25 protein-coding genes are annotated in these 23,705 nt (G+C 51.0%); 8 read left to right on the top strand and 17 right to left on the bottom strand.

Translation table 11 applies throughout. The annotated features are described in order from the left end of the window. Positions 1-70: 70 nt before the first annotated feature. The 4 genes from pdxR to QWF21_RS11955 all read left to right on the top strand — a co-directional run bounded on the left by pdxR (position 71) and on the right by QWF21_RS11955 (position 3,182). Positions 71-1,513, top strand: a complete 1,443-nt coding sequence (gene pdxR / locus QWF21_RS11940; protein WP_330088283.1) for a MocR-like pyridoxine biosynthesis transcription factor PdxR — start codon at positions 71-73, stop codon at positions 1,511-1,513. Between the two features lie 32 nt (positions 1,514-1,545). After that, positions 1,546-2,337 (top strand): PhzF family phenazine biosynthesis protein, encoded by a 792-nt coding sequence (locus QWF21_RS11945; RefSeq protein WP_330088284.1) that lies wholly within the window; start codon positions 1,546-1,548, stop codon positions 2,335-2,337. A gap of 49 nt (positions 2,338-2,386) precedes the next feature. Then, complete coding sequence (locus QWF21_RS11950; protein ID WP_330088285.1) at positions 2,387-2,740, top strand: VOC family protein; 354 nt, start codon at positions 2,387-2,389, stop codon at positions 2,738-2,740. Between the two features lie 232 nt (positions 2,741-2,972). Then, positions 2,973-3,182 (top strand): cold-shock protein, encoded by a 210-nt coding sequence (locus QWF21_RS11955; protein ID WP_330088286.1) that lies wholly within the window; start codon positions 2,973-2,975, stop codon positions 3,180-3,182. 207 nt (positions 3,183-3,389) lie between these two features. On the opposite strand, the gene fabF is transcribed toward QWF21_RS11955, so the two are convergent. The 8 genes from fabF to yceD all read right to left on the bottom strand — a co-directional run bounded on the left by fabF (position 3,390) and on the right by yceD (position 9,622). Beyond that, positions 3,390-4,628, bottom strand: coding sequence for a beta-ketoacyl-ACP synthase II (gene fabF, locus QWF21_RS11960; RefSeq protein ID WP_330088287.1), 1,239 nt, complete (start codon positions 4,626-4,628; stop codon positions 3,390-3,392). 167 nt (positions 4,629-4,795) lie between these two features. Further along, positions 4,796-5,032, bottom strand: a complete 237-nt coding sequence (acpP, locus tag QWF21_RS11965; protein WP_228590370.1) for an acyl carrier protein — start codon at positions 5,030-5,032, stop codon at positions 4,796-4,798. A gap of 127 nt (positions 5,033-5,159) precedes the next feature. Further along, positions 5,160-5,906: a 3-oxoacyl-ACP reductase FabG gene (gene fabG / locus QWF21_RS11970; RefSeq protein ID WP_330088288.1), complete on the bottom strand. Its 747-nt coding sequence runs from the start codon at positions 5,904-5,906 to the stop codon at positions 5,160-5,162. 18 nt (positions 5,907-5,924) lie between these two features. Beyond that, positions 5,925-6,860 carry an ACP S-malonyltransferase gene (gene fabD, locus QWF21_RS11975; protein ID WP_330088289.1) on the bottom strand — a complete coding sequence of 312 codons (936 nt, stop codon included), beginning with the start codon at positions 6,858-6,860 and terminating at the stop codon, positions 5,925-5,927. A 42-nt stretch (positions 6,861-6,902) separates the two neighbouring features. Further along, positions 6,903-7,862, bottom strand: a complete 960-nt coding sequence (locus QWF21_RS11980) for a beta-ketoacyl-ACP synthase III (RefSeq protein WP_330088290.1) — start codon at positions 7,860-7,862, stop codon at positions 6,903-6,905. 6 nt (positions 7,863-7,868) lie between these two features. Continuing rightward, positions 7,869-8,909 carry a phosphate acyltransferase PlsX gene (gene plsX, locus QWF21_RS11985; protein ID WP_330088291.1) on the bottom strand — a complete coding sequence of 347 codons (1,041 nt, stop codon included), beginning with the start codon at positions 8,907-8,909 and terminating at the stop codon, positions 7,869-7,871. A gap of 6 nt (positions 8,910-8,915) precedes the next feature. Beyond that, positions 8,916-9,080 carry a 50S ribosomal protein L32 gene (gene rpmF, locus QWF21_RS11990; RefSeq protein ID WP_091340992.1) on the bottom strand — a complete coding sequence of 55 codons (165 nt, stop codon included), beginning with the start codon at positions 9,078-9,080 and terminating at the stop codon, positions 8,916-8,918. 17 nt (positions 9,081-9,097) lie between these two features. Continuing rightward, entirely contained in the window at positions 9,098-9,622 is a 525-nt protein-coding gene (gene yceD / locus QWF21_RS11995) for a 23S rRNA accumulation protein YceD (RefSeq protein ID WP_330088292.1), read from the bottom strand. A gap of 132 nt (positions 9,623-9,754) precedes the next feature. Between yceD and QWF21_RS12000 the strand changes: the two genes are divergently transcribed. Further along, complete coding sequence (locus QWF21_RS12000; protein WP_330088293.1) at positions 9,755-10,351, top strand: Maf family protein; 597 nt, start codon at positions 9,755-9,757, stop codon at positions 10,349-10,351. 5 nt (positions 10,352-10,356) lie between these two features. Here the strand turns inward: QWF21_RS12000 and QWF21_RS12005 are convergent, their stop codons facing one another. Then, on the bottom strand, positions 10,357-11,040 hold the full coding sequence (locus QWF21_RS12005; protein ID WP_330088294.1) for an HAD-IA family hydrolase: 684 nt from the start codon (positions 11,038-11,040) through the stop codon (positions 10,357-10,359). A 1-nt stretch (position 11,041) separates the two neighbouring features. Next, complete coding sequence (gene rluC / locus QWF21_RS12010; protein ID WP_330088295.1) at positions 11,042-11,995, bottom strand: 23S rRNA pseudouridine(955/2504/2580) synthase RluC; 954 nt, start codon at positions 11,993-11,995, stop codon at positions 11,042-11,044. Between the two features lie 494 nt (positions 11,996-12,489). Between rluC and rne the strand changes: the two genes are divergently transcribed. Then, complete coding sequence (gene rne / locus QWF21_RS12015; protein WP_407935289.1) at positions 12,490-15,789, top strand: ribonuclease E; 3,300 nt, start codon at positions 12,490-12,492, stop codon at positions 15,787-15,789. Positions 15,790-16,015: 226 nt separating this feature from the next. Here the strand turns inward: rne and QWF21_RS12020 are convergent, their stop codons facing one another. After that, positions 16,016-17,425 (bottom strand): sodium-dependent transporter, encoded by a 1,410-nt coding sequence (locus tag QWF21_RS12020; RefSeq protein ID WP_330088297.1) that lies wholly within the window; start codon positions 17,423-17,425, stop codon positions 16,016-16,018. Between the two features lie 154 nt (positions 17,426-17,579). Here QWF21_RS12020 and QWF21_RS12025 point away from each other — a divergent pair, with 154 nt between their 5' ends. Then, positions 17,580-17,879, top strand: a complete 300-nt coding sequence (locus tag QWF21_RS12025; RefSeq protein WP_330088298.1) for a YciI family protein — start codon at positions 17,580-17,582, stop codon at positions 17,877-17,879. Between the two features lie 9 nt (positions 17,880-17,888). After that, on the top strand, positions 17,889-18,905 hold the full coding sequence (gene galE, locus QWF21_RS12030; RefSeq protein WP_330088299.1) for a UDP-glucose 4-epimerase GalE: 1,017 nt from the start codon (positions 17,889-17,891) through the stop codon (positions 18,903-18,905). A 59-nt stretch (positions 18,906-18,964) separates the two neighbouring features. Here the strand turns inward: galE and rluB are convergent, their stop codons facing one another. Genes rluB through QWF21_RS12060 form a run of 6 tightly spaced genes read right to left on the bottom strand, consistent with a single transcriptional unit; the run spans position 18,965 to position 23,594 of the window. Continuing rightward, complete coding sequence (gene rluB, locus QWF21_RS12035; RefSeq protein ID WP_330088300.1) at positions 18,965-19,924, bottom strand: 23S rRNA pseudouridine(2605) synthase RluB; 960 nt, start codon at positions 19,922-19,924, stop codon at positions 18,965-18,967. Then, a complete protein-coding gene (gene scpB / locus QWF21_RS12040) occupies positions 19,921-20,538 on the bottom strand; it encodes an SMC-Scp complex subunit ScpB (protein ID WP_330088301.1) in 618 nt (205 codons plus the stop codon). The genes rluB and scpB overlap by 4 nt, the downstream gene beginning before the upstream one ends. Then, positions 20,535-21,362, bottom strand: coding sequence for a segregation and condensation protein A (locus tag QWF21_RS12045; RefSeq protein ID WP_330088302.1), 828 nt, complete (start codon positions 21,360-21,362; stop codon positions 20,535-20,537). Before QWF21_RS12045 ends, scpB begins: the two co-directional genes overlap by 4 nt. Positions 21,363-21,388: 26 nt before the next feature. After that, positions 21,389-22,009: an L-threonylcarbamoyladenylate synthase gene (locus QWF21_RS12050; RefSeq protein ID WP_330088303.1), complete on the bottom strand. Its 621-nt coding sequence runs from the start codon at positions 22,007-22,009 to the stop codon at positions 21,389-21,391. A gap of 49 nt (positions 22,010-22,058) precedes the next feature. Then, complete coding sequence (rnm, locus tag QWF21_RS12055) at positions 22,059-22,919, bottom strand: RNase RNM (protein ID WP_330088304.1); 861 nt, start codon at positions 22,917-22,919, stop codon at positions 22,059-22,061. 51 nt (positions 22,920-22,970) lie between these two features. Next, on the bottom strand, positions 22,971-23,594 hold the full coding sequence (locus QWF21_RS12060) for a hypothetical protein (RefSeq protein WP_139243671.1): 624 nt from the start codon (positions 23,592-23,594) through the stop codon (positions 22,971-22,973). Positions 23,595-23,705 lie beyond the last annotated feature (111 nt).

Here is a 23,705-nt window from a genome sequence, read left to right on the forward strand (position 1 = left end):
CTGAAAACATCATTTCACTGCTAAACTGGATTGATTGAAATAGCCAGTTTTAGAAAAAGGAGCAATCCAGTTGCCCGGTACCCGTTTGTGCAGTGATGCCCTCAGTTTATCCGGCCAGGGGGAACTGCAGCAGCAACTCTATCTGTGTTTACGTCAGCAACTGCTCAGTGGCCGCTGGCCGGTTGGCGCCTTGCTGCCCTCAGAGCGGCAACTGGCCAGTGACCTTGTGCTTAGCCGCACCACAGTGCAACAAGCGTTGCAGCAACTGGTGGCAGAAGGCTATGTCGAGGCACAGCAAGGCCGGGGCTATCAGATCGTTGCAGCACTGCCCGATCACTACTTCACGCCAGAACCAGTCCAGGCGTCCGCTGGTGCTGCCCTGCCGATGCAGCACTACGGCCTATCAGCCAAAGGCCAGGCTCACAGCGGTCGGCTGCAGCCTGGTCTGGCGAATGTACGCCCCTTTCCATTTCGTATTTGGCAGCAATTGCTGCAGCGCCATGGCAACCGGACTGCGCTCTGTGGCATGGCCGATCCGCTTGGCTACCAGCCACTACGACAAGCTTTGGCGCACTACTTAGCTCAGTCGCGTCAGCTGCAGTGCGATCAGGACAACATCCTTATCACCACGGGTGCCCAGCAGGCATTGTTTCTGGCGGCCAGGCTGGCAGCAAAAAGCCATGAGCAAGTGCTGATGGAATCCCCAGGTTATCCACGACTAAAACAAGCGCTGCAATTGGCAGAGCTTAAAGTGCAGCATCTGCCGGCGGCTGGCCCCGATGGGTTGGATCTGCGCCAACTGCCGACCAATGGCAAGGCCAGAGCGCTTTTTTTAACGCCATCGCACCAATACCCTTGCGGCGGCATTATGCCCCTGGCCAGGCGACTGGAATTACTGCACTGGGCCAGACAACAGCAATGCTGGTTGGTGGAAGACGATTACGACAGTGAGTTTCAATACCGCCACCGGCCTATTGCCAGCTTGCAAGGGCTAGCCGGAGGTGAAGGGGTGCTTTTTGTCGGCTCATTCAGCAAAACTCTGTTTCCGGCAGTACGGCTTGGTTATTTAGTGGCGCCCAAAGCCCAGATCCAAACCGCCAGTGCCCTGCTGCAGGCGGTGCAGGGCGATGTGGCTTTACTGCCCCAAGCCGTGCTGGCCGACTTTATCATTGAAGGGCACTTTTTACGCCATCTTCGGAAAATGCGTCGCTGCTATCAGCAGCAAAAGCAATACGCGATACCCCTGCTGCAGCAACACTTTCCAAATGCCACCTTGCTGGCACAGGATGCTGGCTTACACCTGACGTTGCTGCTGCCCGACCTAGCGGACGATGTGGCATTAAGCCACAAGCTCTGGCAACACGGCTTTAAAGTACAGCCCTTTAGCCGCTATTGTTTTATGCATGAGCCAAAGCGTGGCCTGGTCATAGGCATTGCCGATGCCAACACCGATAGCCAAGGTGCTGCCATCGAAGCCTTGATCCCACTCGTCAAACAGTGGCTAAGCGGTTAAACTGAACCGATTTTCAACCAGGAGTAGTCAAGGTGAAATTACAAATGTTTCAAGTGGATGCCTTTACCGAGCAGGTGTTTGGTGGCAATCCGGCAGCGGTCTGCCCACTGACCAACTGGTTGGACGATGCGCTGTTGCAACGCATTGCTGAAGAGAACAATTTATCGGAAACCGCCTTTTTTGTGCCTGCAGGCGATGGCTACCAGTTGCGCTGGTTTACCCCGGAAGAAGAAGTAGATTTATGCGGCCATGCAACTCTGGCTGCTGCCCATGTGTTGTATAGCCAGCTTGGCTTTCATCAGCCAGAACTGGTGTTTAGTACCCGTAGTGGCCTTTTGCGGGTAACACGCACTGATAAGGGTTATCAGCTGGACTTTCCAGCCAGTATGCCACAACCGGTTTCAGCGCCGGCAGAGCTGCTTGCCGGGCTTGGCAAAGCTCCCGTGGAGGTGCTGGCAGCCTTTGATTACATTGCAGTGTACCCAACTGCCGATGAGATCAAAGCCCTAGCCCCCAACTTTGAGCAACTGAAAAAACTGGGCTTGCGTGGCGTGGTGGCAACCGCTCCAGCCTCTGGCAAAGATAAAGACGTTGATTTTGTCAGCCGCTGTTTCTTTCCCAAGCTGCGGGTAAACGAGGATCCGGTCACCGGCTCGGCGCACTGTGAGCTTACCCCTTACTGGGCCCACAAGCTTGGCAAGCAGCAACTGAGTGCTTACCAGCTATCCAAAAGAGGCGGTGCCCTGCGCTGTGAACTCAAGGGCGATCGGGTGCAACTGACAGGCAATGCGGTAGATTATATGATGGGCGAAATATACATCTAAAACTGGTGCCATTTTGTGGCTAAACCTCAATTCAACAGGAGATTCCCGAATGCATCAGCATAGAAAAATCAATTGCATCGAACTGCCCTGCCGGGATATGGCGGCGACCAAAGCATTCTTTAGCAAGGTATTTGGCTGGGGGTTTGTCGATCACGGCCCGGAGTATATGGCCATTACCGATGCTGGCATTGATGGTGGTTATTACCAAAGTGAACACCTAGCGCTAACTCAGCATGGCAGCGCCCTGGTGGTGCTGTATAGCTCTGAGCTGGAGCAAACCTTAGCTGATGTGAAAGCGGCAGGTGGTCAGATCCTGCAAGCTATTTTCAACTTTCCGGGCGGGCGGCGTTTTCACTTTACCGACCCTAGTGGCAATGAATACGCGGTTTGGTCGGAGCAATAGACAGCAGAGAAATAAAAACATTATTTTTTATAACTATGAGAAATAAAGTTTGACAGCGCAAAGAAAACCTATACACTGGCCGTGCTTGATTAGTTTGTTCGTTATTTATGCAAAACCTCGAATGTTATTGCCGTTTTAGTAACTCTTCCTGTATTCATAAGTTAAAACATCTCTCACAGCACAATCGCCTGACATCAGGCATCTTATTTATTAATTAATACAGGTACATACCATGTCTAATACAACTACCGGCACCGTCAAATGGTTTAACGAAGCTAAAGGCTTTGGTTTCATCGAACAAGCTTCTGGACCAGATGTTTTCGCTCACTTTAGTGAAATCCAAAGCTCAGGTTTTAAAACCCTGGCTGAAGGCCAACGTGTTCAGTTCAGCGTCACTGCTGGCCAGAAAGGCCCACAGGCGTCTAACATTACTGCGATCTAATCGTTAGGATAGCGCCGCTGAGTTCAAACTGTTCTGAACCTACGGCCATCTTAGTCAAAAAAGGCAACTGCAATGCAGCTGCCTTTTTTATTGGCTGTCAGAAAGTTAAATTCTCAATCATGCAAACTACCGTTATAAAACGGGATCCTCCATACTGCATATACAGCAAAGCCCGCACCAGGCGGGCTTGATCACACAAGAAGCGGGTTACACTTTCTTAAATAGGATGGAGCCGTTTGTACCACCGAAGCCAAAAGAGTTGCAAAGCGCATACTCCAGTTTGGCATCACGAGCTGTATGTGGCACATAATCCAAATCACAACCATCATCTGGATTATCCAGGTTAATGGTTGGCGTCACCAGTTGATCGCGCAGCGATAAAATGGTGATGATTGATTCAACTGCACCGGCCGCACCCAGCAAGTGACCAATCATCGACTTGGAGGAGCTCACCATAATGCTGTCTTTGTTGGCCGCAAATACCGACTTAATCGCACAGGTTTCCGCTAAATCGCCTGCATTGGTCGAGGTACCATGCGCATTGATATAACCAACCTGCTCCGGGTTCACCCCGGCATCATTCAGCGCATTTTGCATCGCCATAGCGCCACCACGGCCATTTTCCGGCGGTGATGTCATATGAAAAGCATCACCGCTCATGCCAAAACCAGCCAGCTCGGCATAAATTTTGGCGCCACGGGCTTTGGCATGCTCATACTCTTCGAGTACCACCACGCCAGCACCATCGCCCAGCACAAAGCCATCACGGTCTTTATCCCAGGGACGACTGGCCTGCTCCGGTGCATCATTGCGGGTAGACAATGCCCGGGCAGCACCAAAGCCCCCCATTCCCAGTGGGGTTGAGCCTTTTTCAGCACCACCAGCCAGCATGACATCGGCATCACCATAAGCAATCATCCTGGCCGCCTGACCAATGTTATGCACGCCTGTGGTACAGGCAGTCACAATACTAATGTTGGGGCCTTGCAGGCCCAACATGATAGACAACTGACCCGAGATCATGTTGATAATGGTCGAGGGCACAAAAAACGGCGACAAGCGACGAGGGCCGCTGTTTAATAGCTTGGTATGGTTTTCCTCAATCAAACCAAGGCCACCGATACCAGAACCAACGGCTGCACCTATGCGGCCAGCGTTTTGCTCGGTCACTTCGATACCAGCGTCGCGAAACGCCTGGATACCTGCCGCAACACCGTATTGGATAAACAAATCCATCTTTTTGGCTTCTTTCGCCGGAAAGTAGGGCTCGACATCAAAGTCTTTGACCATGGCAGCGAATTTGGTGCTGTAGGCTTCGGTATCAAAGTGCTCAATCAAGCCTGCACCGCTTTTACCTTGTTGCAGGGCTTGCCAGCTGGTGGCTACATCATTACCAACCGGGGTGAGTAAACCCAGCCCCGTCACTACGACTCGACGTTTTGACACTGCATCCTCCAATGGAGCTGATGAAAATAAATTCTACTGCAGCATCAACATGCGATGCTGCAGTAGAATTTATTCTGGACCGACACTAAGCTTGCTGCAAGAGTTGCCGGATAAAAGCATCCAACAAAAAACGGGTAGCCAGGCTACCCGTTTTTAGCCAGAACGGCTTACTCTGCGTTGGCTTTGACGTAGTCAATCGCAGATTGTACCGTGGTGATTTTCTCTGCTTCTTCATCAGGAATTTCAGTATCAAATTCTTCTTCTAAAGCCATTACCAGCTCAACGGTATCCAGAGAGTCTGCACCCAGGTCATCAACAAAGGAAGCTTCAGGCTTGACTTCTTCCTCTTTAACACCCAGTTGTTCAACAATAATTTTTTTAACGCGTTCTTCGATGTTGCTCATCTTTTCTTCCTTTTTTCATTTAAATCGCAACAGTTCGTGCAATTTTATGTGGCGCTAGTTTATGCGTAAGCCTGCATTGATGCAAGTCGTCCTACCGGCATTTTTTTGCTGGTCTGACATGCTGGGCTTACACCATGTACATACCGCCGTTGACATGAATCGTTTCGCCAGTAATGTAGGCTGCAGGTTCTGATGCCAAAAAGGCAACAGTTGCAGCAATTTCAGCAGGCTGTCCTAAGCGATTGGCAGGCACCTGGCCAAAAATAGCTTCTTTTTGGTCATCCGATAACTCTTTAGTCATGTCCGTATCAATAAACCCCGGAGCCACTGCGTTCACCGTAACACCACGCGAAGCGACCTCTCGTGCCAGTGACTTGGTGAAACCCAGTACGCCAGCTTTGGCGGCTGCGTAGTTAGTTTGACCCGCATTGCCCATACTACCCACCACCGAACCAATAGTGATAATACGACCATAACGCTTTTTCATCATGCTGCGCAACACGGCCTTACTCAGACGAAACACCGATGTCAGGTTGGTTTGAATGATATCAAACCATTCGTCGTCTTTCATGCGCATCAGCAGATTGTCCCGGGTGATACCGGCATTATTGACCAGAATATCAATATCACCAAAATTATTTTTAATACTGGTAAGGCAAGCTTCAATCGAATCAGTATCGGTCACATTCAGCACCAAACCAGTATTTGGCTGACCAAGGTACTCAGTAATGGCAGCGGCCCCTTTTTCACTGGTCGCAGTACCAACAACAGTAGCTCCCTGTGCTTTTAATTGCTCCGCAATCGCCCGGCCAATACCACGGCTGGCACCTGTCACCAGAGCAACTTTGCCTTCTAAAGAAAATAAAGCTGTCATAAAAAATCCTTTCTTGTGTTATTCGTTGGCCAGTGCCTGAGCTAATGAGGCGCTGTCATTGACAGAAACAGCGGCCAGGGATTTATCAATGCGCTTAATCAAGCCAGAGAGTACTTTGCCAGCTCCCAGCTCAATAACATCAGTCACCCCCTGAGCGGCTAACCACTCGATGGTTTCAGTCCAGCGCACCGGGCTATACAGCTGCCGCACCAAGGCATCCTGAATGGCTGCACTGTCGTAGCATACAGCCACATCTACATTATTAACCACCGCAAGAGTCGCTGGCTGAAAATCCATAGCAGCCATATCCTGTGCCAACGTATTGGCAGCAGGCTTCATCAGGGCACAATGCGACGGCACACTAACAGCAAGAGGTAATGCCCGTTTGGCACCTGCAGCTTTGCATGCTTCAGCAGCCCGTTCTACCGCCGCTTTATGGCCAGCAATAACAACCTGACCAGGTGAGTTATAGTTCACTGGTGCCACGACTTCATTGTTCGCAACCTGAGCACAACTTTCGGCAACGGCCTGATCGTCCAAACCGATGATAGCGTACATAGCCCCGGTGCCAGCAGGCACGGCTTGCAGCATGTAACGACCTCTATTGGCAACCAAAACAACAGCTTCCGCCAGCGAGAGTACGCCTGCACAAACCAGTGCTGAATACTCGCCCAGGGAGTGACCGGCAAGATAGGCTGGACTGGCTCCACCCTGCTGTTGCCAGAGACGCCAGCAGGCCACAGAGGCAGTTAATAAAGCGGGTTGGGTTTTATCGGTTTCATTTAGTTGCTCTTCCGGCCCTTCCGCAACTAATGCCCAAAGATTGTAACCCAAAGCAACTGACGCTTCAGCAAAGGTTTCACGAACCACGGCATGAGCAGCGTAAAGTTCACTAAGCATACCAAGGCTTTGTGAGCCCTGCCCTGGAAACACAATGGCAATTTTCTTTGTCATAATCTTAATCCTGTAGTAAAACCGGTGCCATGAGTAAGCGGACTAGTACTTAACCAACGCAGATGCCCAGGCAAAACCACCACCAAAAGCCTCTAGCAGTAAGGTTTGACCACGCTTAATGCGACCATCACGGATGGCCTCATCCAAGGCAGTTGGCACCGTTGCCGCAGACGTATTGCCATAACGGTCCAGGTTTATCACCACCTGCTCCATTGGTAAGTTCAGCTTACGGGCGACAGCAGATATAATTCTCAGGTTAGCCTGGTGTGGAACCAACCAATCAATTTCAGATTTATCCATCTTATTGGCAGCCAGTGTCTGCTCTACTACTTCCGATAGCTTAGTGACGGCGACTTTAAAGACATCGTTGCCCTTCATCGATCCCCAGGAGTTATGCACAGACTCGACATCACCACGGATTGGATTATCCACATAAAGTAACTCTGAATATTTACCATCGGCATGAATATGGGTAGATAAAATCCCTGGCTGCTCAGACGCTTCTAAAATCACAGCACCGGCAGCATCACCAAACAGGATCACCATGCTTCGGTCTTCCGGGCTTATCAACTGGGACAAGCAGTCGGAGCCTATCACCAGAATGCGTTTCGCCATACCACTTTTGATGTATTGATCCGCCACACTAAGTGCATAACAAAAACCAGCACAGGCTGCGGCCACATCAAAGGCAGGAATAGCAGGAATATCCAGTTCACGCTGCACTTCACAGGCTGAGCTGGGTAATGAACGCGCCCCACTGGTGGTAGCGACAATAATCATATCCAGGCTGTTCTTATCAATATCAGCGGCTTCGATGGCCTGGCGGGCAGCGGCTGCCCCCATGGTAGCGACACTCTCATCTTTGGCAATGATACGACGTTCACGAATACCAGTGCGCTCAATGATCCACTCATCGGTAGTTTCGACCATGGTTTCCAGATCGGTGTTGGTTCTTACTTGAGACGGGAAATAACTTCCGGTTCCGATAATGCGAGAATACATGGCAACCTACGCTTTTCCAATTAATACCTGTTCCAGCCGATCTTTAATTTTGGCCGGGACCTGACGTTCAACCTCTAGGACAGCTTGCCGGATAGCACTGAAAAAGGCCTCTTTGGAGGCATTTCCATGACTTTTCACGACAATTCCGCGCAATCCTATCAGACTTGCGCCATTATACTGGTCGGGGTTCACCCCTTTGACCATGCTTTTTAACCAGGGTTGCGCCAGTTTGCCGACAATTCGTCCAATCAAGCTGCTCAGCAGTGTGGTCCGGATTTGATTTACAATCAACTTGGCCACGCCCTCGCAAGTCTTCAAAGCCACATTGCCGACAAAACCATCGCAAATGATTACATCGGCTTTGCCGGAAAAAATATCGTTGCCTTCGATGTAGCCGATATAATTCAGCTCATCGCACTCACTAAGCAACACCGCTGCTTGCTTAATTTGATCGGAGCCTTTAATTTCCTCTTCCCCCATATTCAGCAAAGCCACCCTTGGGGCATCCAGACCTTCTACTTCTTCCGCCATCACCGACCCCATCACGGCAAACTGAAACAAGGTGTCGGCATCGCAGTTTACAGTAGCACCTAAATCCAGCATGTAGACAGGCTGTGCTGCTGTAGACGGCAAGGTGCTGATCAGGGCAGGACGCTCGACACCTGACAACATTTTCAATGCGAAATGCGCCATAGCGATTAATGCACCGGTATTGCCTGCACTGACACAAGCTGCGGCTTGTCCTTGTTCTACCAAGTCAAGAGCTACACGCATTGAGGAGTCACGCTTATTTCGCAACGCTGAGCTGGGTTTTTCGCACATACTCACTTGCTGAGAGCAGTGTTGAATACGTAAACGGGGATGATTGCCAAAACCAAGCTGGCTGAGCTCACGCTGCAACAAAGCTGCATCACCGCAGAGGGTAAGTAACAGATAAGGGAATTCCTGCACAGCCAGAATGGCTGCAGGTAAAGTAGCAAGGGGGCCGTGATCGCCCCCCATCATATCTAACGCGATATGTATTTGTGTTGGCTGCACCAGGTGCATCCAGACTTACTTGACTTTACGGCCTTTGAAGAAGCCGCTATCAGTCATGTGGTGACGACGATGCGTTTCACCAGTGGTAGCGTCGACAGACAGCGTAGGGCCTGTCAGTGCGTCGTGTGAGCGACGCATATCACGCCGTGAACGAGATTTTTTGTTTTGCTGAACAGCCATGGCTTTCTCCTAATAAATCACTTTTTCTTTAATTCTTGCAATACTGCAAAAGGGTTCGGTTTTTCCGGCTCATCAATCACCACACCAAAGCTGCTAAGCTGATCCGATGCTGAACAAAAGCTTTCGTCATGCACCGGATACATTGGCAGGGTCAGGATTAACTCATCCTCTACCATTTGCTGCAAATTCACTTCACCGTGTTCGTCCGGAACGACCACGTCATAGCGCTCAGGAATATGATCCAGCGCTGTATTATCGCTGCGAACCGGCGTAAACGCAAACTGGCAATGCAATGACAGGTTCATCGGTTGTCGACAACGCTCGCAGCTTAGCTGCACGTCGCAATTCGCTTCCCCTGATAGCACGACCAGCTTTTGCTCGTCGATATCACAATCAATCCGTACAGTTACCTCACCACTGGTATCCAGCAGTTGCTCTGATAACCGGCTTAAATTTTTAAGCGGCACCACACCATCATACGATGATCGTTTCTGGGCCGCCCGCACCGGGTCTAAGGTAACAGGAATTTTTACTTTTTGCATAAGGCGCGCATCATATAGATCCACTGCAAAGCTGTCAAAGGATTCTGCATCCTTTTCGGCTATTTTATCGCATTTGTAAAGCCAGATCCGTATAGTAACAGCTCATGATGTTGTTTTGTTCAAGGTTGATGTATGCGTAAACCCTTCCAAACTGAGCTTTGGCTGGCTTCCACCTCCCCTTACCGCCAGCAATTATTGCAAAAAATCGGCTTGCTATTTCAGGTCGCCGCTCCGAACATTGATGAAACCCCGATAGCTGGTGAAGCACCAGCTACGCTGGTACAACGACTGGCCCTGGCCAAAGCCAGCAAAGTAGCGGGCACCCTTCCCAATGGATTGGTGATAGGATCAGATCAGGTCGCGGTTTTTAATGGCGACATTCTTGGCAAGCCGCATACCGCGAGACGCGCCATGGCGCAGTTGCAAGCATTCAGTGGCAACACAGTCACCTTTTTAACCGGGCTTGCGTTGGTTGATGCCGCTACAGGGCAAAGCCAGCTTTGCTGCGAGCCATTTAATGTACACTTTCGTCAATTAAGCCATGCCGAAATTGCCAATTATGTGGCCATTGAACAACCGCTGGACTGTGCCGGTAGCTTTAAAAGTGAAGGTCTCGGTATTAGCTTGTTTGCAAAGCTCGAAGGAGCCGACCCAAACAGCTTGATCGGCTTACCGTTAATTCGATTGCTTGAAATGTTGCGCCAGCATGACATCAACCCGCTGGCATAACCGGTTTAAAGTGGCAACGTAACTGCAGGTTGGGTAAATAACCGCTGTAGCTGGGGTAAATTATCAACGATAGCCAGCGGTTGGAACTGTGACAGTACCTCAATACCATGCACCCCATGCGTGACGCCAACGCGCGGTATACCGGCCTGCTGCGCCATCAACATATCGTGGCTGGTATCCCCCACCATCAACGCTTGCTCTGGGTGCAGACGGGTTTCTGCCAGAATTTGCAGCAGCATATCCGGATCAGGTTTGGATTTGGCATCGTCGGCACAGCGGGTAGTATCAAAGTAGTGCGCCAGGCCGGTTTCGGCAAAGATACGATCCAGGCCTTTTCGCGCCTTGCCGGTTGCTACCGCCAACCGTTTTTGCTGCTGGCGCAATTGCAAAAATAGGGCTTCGGCACCCGCAAACATTGGCGTCGGGGTCGGATCGCGCTCCACGTATTGTTCACGGTAATGCTCAAACAAGCGTTGATGCTGGGCTGCAGTCATGGCAGGAAACAAGGTGCTAAAGGCCAGATCCAAACTCAAACCTATAATTTGTTTCACGCTATGATCAGATGGTACCGGCAATTCAGTCAACTGCGCAGCGCTTTGCATGGCAGAGACAATACGGCCGACAGAGTCCATCACAGTGCCATCCCAATCAAAAATAACCAATTCGATACGTTCTATCTCAAACGCCATACTAAACCCTCTGCAACTGCTGAAGCAGCATGGCAAGATCATCGTCCAACGGTGCTTCGATACTTAAGGTGGTTTCTGTGATCGGGTGTAGCACCCGTAAACTAAACGCATGCAAAAATAATCGTGACAGCCCCAGCGCTTTCATCTGCTGAGTAAAATCGCTATCGCCATATTTATCATCACAGGCGATCGGGTGGCCTTTACAAGCCGTGTGCACCCGGATTTGGTGGGTACGACCGGTCACCGGAAAGGCTTCGATTAAGGTGCCTTGCTGATAGCGCTGCAAAATCCGAAAGCGGGTTTCAGACTCTTTGCCTTCCACGACATCCACCCGCACGACCCGCTCACCGGATTGCAGAGTATTTTTGCGCAGTGGCTCTGTCACTTTACGCAATTTAGCCGGCCAATCACCGGCTACCAGTGCCTGGTATTTTTTTTCTACGGTTTTATCACGCAGTTGCTGATGCAAATGCCGCAGTACCGAACGTTTTTTGGCAATCATCAGGCAGCCAGAAGTATCCCGATCCAGCCGGTGAACCAGCTCCAGATGGCGCGCATCCGGGCGCAACGCACGCAACGCTTCAATCACACCAAAGTTCAAGCCACTGCCGCCATGCACTGCCATGCCGGATGGCTTGTTGATGATTAACAGGTGCTCATCTTCAAACAGAATTTTATGCTCCAACTGCTTCACCACAGCCAATTGGGTAGAAACCGCATCGGGCTCTTTGCGTACAGAGATTGGTGGAATTCGGAGCAAGTCACCTGCTTGCAATTTGTACTCAGGTTTGACCCGCTTTTTGTTTATTCGGACCTCACCTTTGCGTAACACCCGATAAATCACACTTTTAGGGACGCCTTTCAGCCTGGCGATCAGGAAGTTATCTACCCGTTGACCAGAAAATTCTGATTCTATTTCAACAATTTGCACACCTAATTTTATGTCTTCCGTCATGAAGGCTTTGAACTCTGCTAAAATTACATTTAAGTTGCTATTACTGGTTGATTAGTGGGATAATGCCCGGGCTAATTCAGCCAGAATGATGGCAATTAGGGCGCTCTGAGCGACATAAGAGATGCTGTGCGGCACCGCTACCTGGGCGGATCATACCGAAATCGTGGTGAAAACCAACGTTTTTCCTCCCCCAGCGCAAATTAATCGCCACTTTGTCTGAGGCAATGCTGAGTAATTTATTGCCAACACCGACAAAACACAGGATCCGGTCAGCAGAGCAAAAATTGAATAAAAATGCTATAACGCAGCGCAGCGAAATGCGGTGTGTGTCAGATTTGATGAATTACAGCGATAACTGTCAATTTTAACAATAGGTTTCCTCAAGCATTCCAGTCGGGAGACTGCACCATTTGATGTTTGAAAGCGTCTGAGCACCCGTTGATCGGAGTCCTTGCGTTGTGGCTTGAATACAGAGTCACTACACAATGAAAAGAATGCTAATTAATGCAACGCAGGAAGAAGAAATCCGCGTTGCGCTGGTCGATGGCCAGCGCCTGTTTGATCTGGATATCGAAAGCCCGGGTCATGAACAAAAGAAAGCCAACATCTACAAAGGCAAAATCACCCGGGTTGAACCCAGCCTTGAGGCTGCTTTTGTTGATTACGGCGCCGACCGTCATGGCTTCCTACCACTGAAAGAAATCTCCCGCGAGTACTTCCCTTCTGGTTATAAATTTGATGGCCGTCCCAATATCAAAGAAGTGGTGAAAGAAGGTCAGGAAGTTATTATCCAGATTGACAAAGAAGAGCGTGGCCAAAAAGGTGCGGCTTTAACGACGTTTGTTAGCCTGGCTGGTTCCTACCTGGTATTAATGCCAAACAATCCTCGTGCCGGTGGTATTTCCCGTCGCATTGAAGGCGACGAGCGCCAGGATTTAAAAGATGCGTTAAGCCAGTTGACCATGCCAGATGGTATGGGCCTGATTGTCCGTACTGCCGGTGTTGGCAAGTCTTTTGAAGAACTGGATTACGACTTAAAGTCCTTGCTGAAACATTGGGCTGCTATCAGCGATGCCGCTGCCAACCGCCCGGCTCCATTCTTAATTCACCAGGAAAGTAATGTGGTGTTTCGCGCCATCCGCGATTACCTGCGCCGTGATATCGGCGAGATCCTGATCGACAGCCAGAAAATTTTCGACGAAGCGCGCCTCTATATCCAGCAATTCCGGCCGGACTTTGCTCATCGGGTGAAATTGTACACCGGTGATGTGCCACTTTTTATGCACTTCCAGATTGAAAATCAGATTGAATCGGCTTTCCACCGTGAAGTACGCTTGCCATCCGGCGGCTCCATCGTGATTGACAGCACCGAAGCCCTGACCGCAATTGATATCAACTCGGCCAAAGCTACCAAAGGTGGTGACATCGAGGAAACTGCTTTTAATACCAACTTAGAAGCAGCCGATGAAATTGCCCGCCAATTGCGTTTGCGTGACTTGGGTGGCCTGATTGTTATCGACTTTATCGATATGACGCCGGTACGTCACCAGCGTGAAGTGGAAAACCGTTTAAAAGATGCGGTAAAGCAGGATCGGGCCCGGGTTCAGATTGGCCGGATTTCGCGTTTTGGTTTGTTGGAAATGTCCCGTCAGCGTCTGCGCCCATCCTTGGGTGAGTCTGCAGGTCATCTGTGTCCACGTTGTCACGGTCGCGGCACTATTCGCAGCACTGAATCATCCGCATTGTCGATTCTGCGCCTGATTGAAGAAGAGTCCATTAAAGACAATACCAGCCAAATTCAGGCGCAAGTGCCTATTTCGGTAGCCACCTACCTGATGAATGAAAAGCGTGATGCCGTGCGCCGCATTGAAAAGCGTCATGGTATTGATGTGTTCATTATTCCAAATGAGCACATGGAAACCCCTCACTTTGAAGTAATCCGGGTTCGGATCGATGAAGAACTGGATGAAAGCAGCTACCAGATGGTGAAAACACCGGATCTGAGCAAAGATCTGTACCAGCCACTAACTCAGGAAAGTGTTGCCAGAGAGAAGCCCGCGTTGGCAGCTATCAGCATTCCGGATGCAACCGCGCCTGCTCCTGCCGTTACTCCTGTAGCCCAGCCAGCTACCAGCAAAGTAGAAGCAACACCTGGTTTGCTGGCACGCTTGTCGAGCTGGGTTAGCCAACTGTTTGGCAGCAGTGAGAGCAAAGAAACCAAGCCTGCGGAAAAGCCAGCGGCCGAGCAACGCAATGAGCAAAGCCGTCGCGCCAACCAAAGCAACAACCGTCGTCGTAATAACAACCGCCGTCGCGGTGGTCAGGATAGTCGTCGCAGCCCAGAGCAAGAGCAAACGCAGCAAACGGCTCCACAGCAGAAACAAACTGCCAAACCAGGCAGAGCAGCTGAGCAGGCCAAAAAACAAGAACCAAAAGCAGAAGCTAAACAAGAGGCAAAACCAGATGCCAAAAACACTGCCGACCGCACGGAGGAAAAGCCAACTCAGCCGCGTAAAGCCGCTGAACGTCGCCAGCGTCGTCAGTTGCAAAAGTCAGTCCGCCTGGAAAAGGCAGCTGCAGAGCCTCAACAGCAACCTGCAGTAGCCGAAGTTCAGGATACAACTGCCACTAAAACTGTTGTGACCAACACAGAAACGACTGATGCTATACCAGCAGCAAATACAGCAGCTGAAGCGACTATGCCGCAGCCTGTGACGAGCACAGAAGCCGATCAGCCGACAGCTGAGCAAAGCGTTCCGGAGCAAGCTGAAGCGAATGCCAAAGCGGCAAAGAAGGTACAGCCGGTTGACGAAACTGTAGAGGCTGAGCAGGCCACCAAGCCTACCGATGCAGCTGACAGTCATACTACCGACAAAGATGCAACTGAAAGCGATGCTGTCGATAGCGAAACAGAAGACAAAGAGCAAAGCGATCAGCGCAAACGTGCCCGCCGCTCGCCACGTCATTTGCGTGCTGCCGGTCAAAAGCGCAAGAAAGAGCAAAATGGCGATGCGGAAGAAACGTCAGCAGAGCCAACCACCGAGCAGCTCGACTTACTGGCCAGCCCACAAGTTGATACGTTCGAAACGTCTGCACCTGCTAAGCCAGCTAAGATCAGTGAGGCAGCAACAAGCAGTGAAGCAAGCACTGAACAGCCGGCTGAGCCAGCGACCACCACCGAAGATGCTGCGGTTAAAGCTGACGCGGCCAGTGGCACTGAAGTAGCGGAACCAACAACTACGGACAAGGCACCAGATGAAGCGCCGGCCAAAAAACCACGCAAACGTGCGCCGGCCCGTAAAGCCAAAGCAAAACCAGCTGATGATGCTGAAGCCTCTGCACCCAAAGCAGTGAAAGCGGATAAGTCTGAAACCGGACAAGTCGAAGCAGCACCTGCTAAAGCCGTAGAAACGGCCGTGAAAGCTGAGAAAGCACAGAAAGCTGAGAAGGTTGAACAAGCCGAGGTGACAAAACCGACCACTGAAGCAGCACCGGAAAGCAAAGCTGACGTAAAAGTAACTGAAGCAGTTGCTCCTGCACCAGCAGCAGAGCATGCTGCTTCGGTAGCCAGCACACCAGCCCCGGCAGCACCAGCCCGAGCCAATCGCTACCAACAAATGGTGGTATCGCAAATGGCCAAGCCGGTAAAGGTGACTGACGAGCCAGCTGCGGAGCTGCCAACGGCGATGCCAGCCGAAGCACGCCCAGCGGTTCAAAGCTCAGAGCGTAAAGCGGGCACCGGCTCTGCTCGTCAGGCAGCCACAGCCCCGATGAGTAAAACCAAAGCCGATTAAGCTTAGCGTTTAGCACAGAACAAAAAAGGTGTCCTGCGGGGCACCTTTTTATTTTGTCTCTGCTTATCATTTGCAGTTGTTCAGCTACTACATTCCTGTCCTTACCACGATATACTGCAGGCCCAAACGTCAGTCCTTGGTTTACCGCTTGATTGAGCCACATCAACCCTATAAAAAACCCCAGCCGAAGCTGGGGTTGGATGCTATGCCCTACAAGGGTATTAGCTTAAAACACCTGTACGCCAAAGAAACGGCCCAATACATTGAGCAGGAAAATCACCGCCAGGATGGCTGGAATAAAGGTACCCAGCGAGACATCGATGTATTTCTGCATCAGGCTGCCTTCAAAATCAGGGTTGCCTTCTCGCATCTCGGCGTGCAGATTCACTTTCTTCCAGCGGTAAATGACAAACAAACATAATAACAAGCCATTGAGCGGCAGGATGCTGTAATAGAACACATCCATAATCACATCAAAGAACGACTTGTCCGCGCCACCATAGCTCAGGAAGCTGGTGAGCCAGTCGACCCGGCCAAAAGACAAAGCCGATAGTACCGACAGGGCCACCATCACAACACCCAAAGTAATCAGAGAGCGGCGGCGGGAAATGCCTTTGGTATCCATCAGGCTGGCTACCGGCACTTCAATGATCGAAATCAGTGAGGTCATAGCAGCGAAGAACACCAGCAAAAAGAAGAAAGACGCGACAAAAGATGCCCCAAAGAAACCAATATCCTGCTGCAATGCCAGGAATATTTTTGGCAATACCATAAAAATCATGCCAATACTGGAATCAGTCAGCTCTGATGGATCAATCGTTGGATCCGACCAGAACACCGCAGGTAAAATAAGCAAGCCGGCACAACAGGCCACCAACAAGGATAAACCTGCCACCATCTTACCGGCACCAACGATATCATTGTTCTTCTGAATGTAAGAGCCGTAGGTAATCAAAATGCCCATCGCCAGCGATAAGGAAAAAAACGCCTGCGCCAGCGAATCAGTAAGTACCTGCACATTGATCTTGCTAAAATCAGGGATTAAAAAGAACTGCACACCGAGCATGGCGTTGTCCAGCGTCAGCACGTAGCCCACCAACAACAGCAGCATCACGAACAGCGCTGGCATCAAATAAGTAGCCGCCCGCTCGATGCCCTGCTTGACCCCACTCTGCAAAATTAAGAAAGTCAGGCCAATCACCACCGCCATGTACAGATAAAGCTCATTGCTGTTGATGAATAGACCAAAAGCGCCATCCTGTGCCAGCGTATCCAACTGCCCCATCACCGCCTTGGCCAGATAGCCAAAAATCCAGACCGTAATTACCAGATAAAACACCCCTATCATAAAGGGCGTAATAACAGCCAACCAGCCAACGCCATTCCAGAGTGGGCTTTGCCCGATTTTACTGTAGGCACCATGTGGGTTCTGCCGGGTATGGCGACCCAGGCTCATTTCAGCCAGCATAACCGGCAGGCAGATAAAAAATACAAAGAAGGCGTACATGATTAAAAAAGCGGCACCACCATTCTGGCTAGCCATTACCGGAAAGGCGACCAAATTACCGATACCAACAGCAGAACCTGCCGCGGCCAGAATAAAGCCAATCTTAGAACTAAACAGCTCACGTTTCATTTTGGTTGGGACTCCCTGACATTTATTGTTAGAATTGTTTTTCGTTTTTTCAGCATGCTATCAGGGCCCGTGCTGAAATCCTAGCTTTTCGGTCGCTGCATGCAGGCAGCCATCGTTTTTTCAGTTTCAACCGGCTTATATTCAAGGAATGACCATGTTCTATATGATTTACTCGGAAGACGTCCAGACTAGCCTGAGCAAGCGACTGGCTAGCCGCCCAGCCCATTTGGCTCGGCTGGAACAGTTAAAATCGGCCGGTCGGCTGCTTTTGGCCGGACCGCTACCTGCCATAGACAGCCTGGAACCCGGCGAAGCTGGTTTTACCGGCTCTTTGGTGGTGGCTGAATTTGAGTCTCTAACCGAAGCCCAGGCTTGGGCCGATGCGGATCCTTATCTGGCAGCCGGTGTTTACGCACGCTCGACGGTCAAGCCATTTAAAAAAGTGTTGCCCTAAGGAGCTTTGATGAGTGCAATTTTATTGACCGGTGGTGCCGGCTACATTGGCAGCCATACCGCACTGGCACTGCTGCGGGCAGGCTTTGCTGTGATTAGCATTGATAACTTTAGCAACAGTAGCGATGAGGCACTTAAACGGGTGCAACAATTGACTGGCCGCTCTCTGCTTAGTCTGCAAATAGATATCCGAGATGAACAAGCGCTAACAAAGCTTTTTGCAGAGCATGCAATTAGCGCTGTGGTACATTTTGCTGGCTTAAAAGCCGTGGGCGAGTCTACTGAGCAGCCTCTGGCATATTACGACAACAATGTCGCGGGTACTATTACCTTGTGTCGGGTGATGCAACAAGCCGGGGTGAAACGTCTGGTATTTAGCTCATCAGCCACTGTCTACGGTGACGCCAAAACCATGCCCATTGTTGAAACCGCGCCCCGCTCTGCTACCAACCCCTATGGCCAGAGCAAGTTGATGATTGAACACATACTTGAAGATCTGACTGCTTCTGATCCTGCCTGGTCCATTGCCTTACTGCGGTATTTTAACCCGGTCGGTGCCGATAAAAGCGGCCTGATTGGTGAAGATCCTAATGGTATTCCTAACAACCTGATGCCTTTTATCAGTCAGGTAGCCGTAGGTAAACGAGCCGAACTCAGTGTCTTTGGTAATGATTACCCCACCAAGGATGGCACTGGCGTGCGGGATTATATCCATGTAGTTGATTTAGCCGAAGGTCATTTAAAGGCCCTGGAATATGTGCAGCAGCACTCCGGCATTGATGCCTTTAACCTGGGTACCGGAGTAGGTTACAGCGTACTGGATATGGTACAGGCTTTTACCGATAAGAATAAAGTACCAGTGCCTTATCGCATTGTCGCCCGCCGCCCTGGCGATATTGCCACCTGTTACGCTGACCCGGGCAAAGCCAGCCAATTACTGGGCTGGCAAGCAAAGCTTAGCCTGGATGATATGGTGCAAGATAGCTGGCGCTGGCAGCAACAAAACCCGGATGGCTATCAGTCGTAATCACCCGAGCAGCAAAATGTTTCATTTAGCATTTTGCTGCTAATCCCACTATTTAGCGCTTAGCCCCGGCCAGCCCGGCTTGGTTTTTTATTGGCTGGCTTTGCTGCCGGGCGCTTCGCCGGTTTGTCCTCTTTCACTTTCGGCTTTGGCTTAGCCTTGGTTTCAGTGTTTCGCCCCGGTGTTTTTTCTGCGATCTGGTGTTTACGCACGGCACGGCGCATACCAGCAATGCGGCGGCGACGCTCACTGCGGTCTTCGGCTTTGATCAGGCTCTGCGTTTCGGCTGGTAACTTCACCAGCTCCCGTAGATAGTTGACTTCATCCAGGCTGCATTCGGCGTAACCACCGGCAGGAATGTGTTTTGGCAAATGCAAATCACCGTAGCGCACCCGTATTAACCGGTTGACCACAGTGCCCTGCGACTCCCACATCCGGCGCACTTCACGGTTGCGGCCTTCAGTTAGCATCACATGAAACCAGCGATTTAACCCTTCGCCTGGCAATACTTTGATTTTCTTAAAGTTGGCCTGACCATCTTCCAGCATCACCCCGGTACGCAGCTTTTGAATAATGGCATCGGTGACTTCACCAAACACCCGCACCGCGTATTCGCGCTCTACTTCAAACTTGGGGTGCATCAGCCGGTTAGCCAACTCGCCATCGGTGGTAAAAAGCAACAGCCCAGAAGTATTGATATCCAGGCGGCCAATAGCAATCCAGCGCGAGCCCTGCAACTTCGGTAAGCGATCAAATACCGTTGGCCGCCCTTCTGGATCATGCCGTGAACAAATCTCTCCTTCCGGTTTATGGTACGCCAGCACCCGACAGACTTGTGCGTCTTCGCTGATGGTTTTCACCACATGCCCATCGACCCGGAGTACTTGCTGCGGCTCGACCCGATCGCCCAAATAAGCCACCTTGCCATCAACCGACACCCGGCCGGCACTGATCATGGCCTCCATTTCCCGGCGTGAACCCACGCCTGCCCTGGCTAAAACTTTCTGTAGTTTCTCACTCATACTATGCTCTCCTGTCGTCCCGACGGTGGTGTAGCGGCCATGCCATCTTCGGCACCGGCCTCATTTTCTGCTAACGATAGCTGCCTAAAAGTGGTTAACTCAGGCAACTGGCTTAAACTTTGTAACCCAAAGTAATCTAAAAATTCTGCTGTGGTGGCATAGAGCCCTGGCCGCCCAGGTACTTCTTTGTGCCCAACCACTTTGACCCAGCCCCGATCCAGCAAGGTACGCATGATCTGCGAGCTGACACTGACGCCACGGATATCTTCAATCTCACCACGGGTGATGGGTTGACGATAAGCAATCAATGCCAACGTCTCCAGCACTGCACGCGAGTAACGGGGCGAACGCTCTGGCCAAAGCTTTGCCAGGAACTCGCTAAGCTCTGGCCGGCTTTGGAAATGATAGCCCGACGCGGTTTCCTGCAATTGTACACCACGACCGGCATAATCCTGAGTAATTTGCGCCAGGATTGCCTGCAATTTCTTCTTGCTGGGAGCAAAGTCTTCGAGCACTGTACTTTGCAAGTCCTGCAGCGACAACGGCTGCTCAGCGGTGAAAATAGCTGCTTCTACCAGTTGCAGCAATTGATTGTCGGCAATGGCCCGCTTCATGCTTTGGCTCCGGTGGCAACTTTCAGGTGAATAGGCCCAAACAACGCTACCTGGGTCAGTGTAATCAACTTTTCTTTGCTTAACTCCAGAATGGCCAAAAAGCTCACCACCACGCCTTCACGGCCTTCCTCGAGCTCAAAGCAGGCTTCAAAAGGTAAGTAATCTTTGTGCTGCAACAGCATAAGGATGCGGCTCATCCGCTCGCGGGTCGACATCTGCTCACGCTTGATATGATGGTGCTGAAAATCACTGGCCCGCTTCATAATATCTTTCAGAGCCAACACCAGCTCTTCCAGCGCAACCTCAGGCAAGATAACCAGCGGCTGAAAGTTATCGGCAAGTTTGGCCTGACCACTGAAATAATCGCGCTCCTGACGGGGTAATTCATCCAGATCACTGGCGGCTTGTTTAAATACTTCGTACTCCTGCAGCCGGCGGATCAATTCGGCTCTTGGGTCCGCTTCATCCTCATCCGACTCCCGATGTTTAGGTAAAAGCAAGCGAGACTTTATCTCGGCCAACATAGCTGCCATCACCAGGTATTCAGCTGCCAGCTCAAAGTTCATTTCCTGCATCAACTCGATGTATTCCATGTACTGTTGGGTAATTTCCAATACCGGCAGTTGCACGATATCGAATTTGTGTTTTCGAATCAGATACAGCAGAAAGTCGAGCGGCCCTTCAAAAGCATCCAGCAATACTTCGAGCGCATCGGGTGGGATGTAGAGATCCTCCGGCCGTTCCAGCACTGCCTCGCCACGAACAAAAGCCAGCGGCAAGGGTTGCTGGACGGTTAAGGGGTCGAGTGAGCTTAGTTCATCCATCAGGCAGCTTCAACGAACGGACATCATTAACGAAAAGGAGCCGTATTGCCCACACCTTCACGCACAATCACAGGGTCGCCATCCGATAAATCCACCACAGTGGTGGGTGCTTCAGCGATAACGCCACCATGCATAATAAGATCGACCTGCTTTTCCAACTGCGGACGCATCTCATCAGGATCCGCTTCCGCAAACTGCTGGCCAGGAAGTAATAAAGAAGTAGACATCAAAGGCTCACCCAGCTCTTCCAGCAGCGCCAGCGCAATGCGGTTTTCCGGAATACGCAAGCCGATGGTTTTCTTCTTGTCATTCAAAAAACGCCGGGGTACTTCCTTCGTTCCTTTCAAAATAAAGGTGTAAGCGCCCGGAGTGTTGTTTTTAATCAGCCGAAAAGCGGTATTGTCCACTTTGGCAAAGAGGGATAGCTCGGACAGATCACGGCACATCAAGGTGAAATGGTGATCACCGCTGATTTGCCGGATGCGCAAAATACGGTCATGGGCGGTTTTATCGCCCAAATGACAGGCCAGCGCATAACCACTGTCGGTCGGATACACCACCACACCACCGCGCTGAATGATCTGCACCGCTTGTTTGATCAGGCGCTGCTGGGGTGTATCGGGATGAATATGAAAAAACTGACTCATGTTTATTCTTCTTATTACAGGTAAAACGGCGCAGCCGTCGACATAAGGATTACAGCGGAAGTGCCTGTTGCCCTACCAACGGCCAATTAGCCCAGACTGGGGTCATCTCTTCGGTTAAATATAGATTTTTTCCCAGCTCATTCCAAGGCGTTGGCTGATGAAAATCGGAGCCAACCGATGCGAGCAAACCATATTGCTGACACAAAGCCCATAATTCAGCACGTTGCTGGGGTGTTTGCTGGGGGGAAACCACTTCCATCGCGTCTCCGCCAGCAGCTGCAAAATCAACCACCAGGCGGCGCAACCATTTCCCAGATAACTTGTACTTTAGCGGATGCGCCAGCACGGCCTGACCACCGGCTTGCTGGATCCAACCAATGGCTTCAGCCAGCTCAACCCAACTGGGTGGCACATAACCAGGCTTGCCCCGCCCCAGGTACTTATCGAAGGCTTTGCCCATATGCTCAACCATGCCTTGCTGCACCAGATAGCGCGCCACATGAGCACGGGTTAAGGCGGCGCCATTGGCCATGGCTTCAACTCCGGCATAAATATCAGGGAGCTTACAACGGCGGCTTAGCCGCTCAGCAATGGCAGCGACCCGCTCGGTGCGCTTTTGCAGCTGCTGTTGCAAACGACCTTGCAGCACAGCGCAATCCGGATCGATATTCAGACCGACCACATGAATTTCAAAGCTTTGCCAGTTGGTAGACAGCTCCACTCCGGCAATCAGTTGCAAACCAGTTCCGTGCTCTGCCAGATACTGACGCGCTTCCGGAATGGCAGCAACGGTGTCATGGTCGGTGATGGCCAGCACATTCACACCACGCAGCTCAGCTCTTTGCAGCAGCTCTTGTGGCGTTAGCAGGCCATCAGAATGGCGGGTGTGGCTATGCAAATCGATTTTCATACAAACTCCTGTCGAGCTTGCATTATCGCACACTTTGGGGTTAATAACGATTCAAAACATAAGGCTGAACCGAAGCCCTGCACCCCATTGAGTGCTGCGCACAAAGTCACCTTTTCGGTCCCGATCAAACCTGGATTCCGTTGGGTCATAAGGCCGGCGGCTTTCAAAAGAGTACATGGCACCATAAGCATCAAGGCGCAATAAGGAACCGGAACTCTGCCAGCTCAGGCCTGCCTGGGCATGCAAATCAAGACGCATGTCCTCTTCACTATCCAACCACTGCAACCATTGCAAAGGATTAAAGCCAATCATACCGTAAGGGCCAATGGGCTGATTCATGCTCAAACGCACCGTCATAAAGTACCGGGTTTTATCCGGCTGCTCGGTGCCTGAGCGCGGTAGCCGCTGCCCCAGCACGCCAATTTCAGTAAAGAAGTCATCTGAGCGGCCTTGTACCGCCAGATAGCCACCCGGATGCAAAGTATCATCCAACACATCAGCGCTTACGCCCACAACTCCATGAAAGCGTCGCTTCTTTTGGATAGGGCTGGCCCGATAACGTACATAGGGAGTAATAGCGTCCCGGGCGTGAAAACCATGTGCATCTTGAATCCGTGATGACACGGATGAATGAGAGTCGGTAGGGCCAGCAACAAGCGTCAGCGGCAGGGACAAGCAGCTACTCCAAACAAGTAGTCTAAACAACACAAGCATAACAACAGTTTCCATACAATTGTAAAAAAATGCACATTAATTGCTGTTTACTGAATGGAATCTGAACATGCT

This window comes from Alkalimonas mucilaginosa, from assembly GCF_036327005.1.
Taxonomy (GTDB): Bacteria; Pseudomonadota; Gammaproteobacteria; order Enterobacterales; family Alteromonadaceae; genus Alkalimonas; species Alkalimonas mucilaginosa.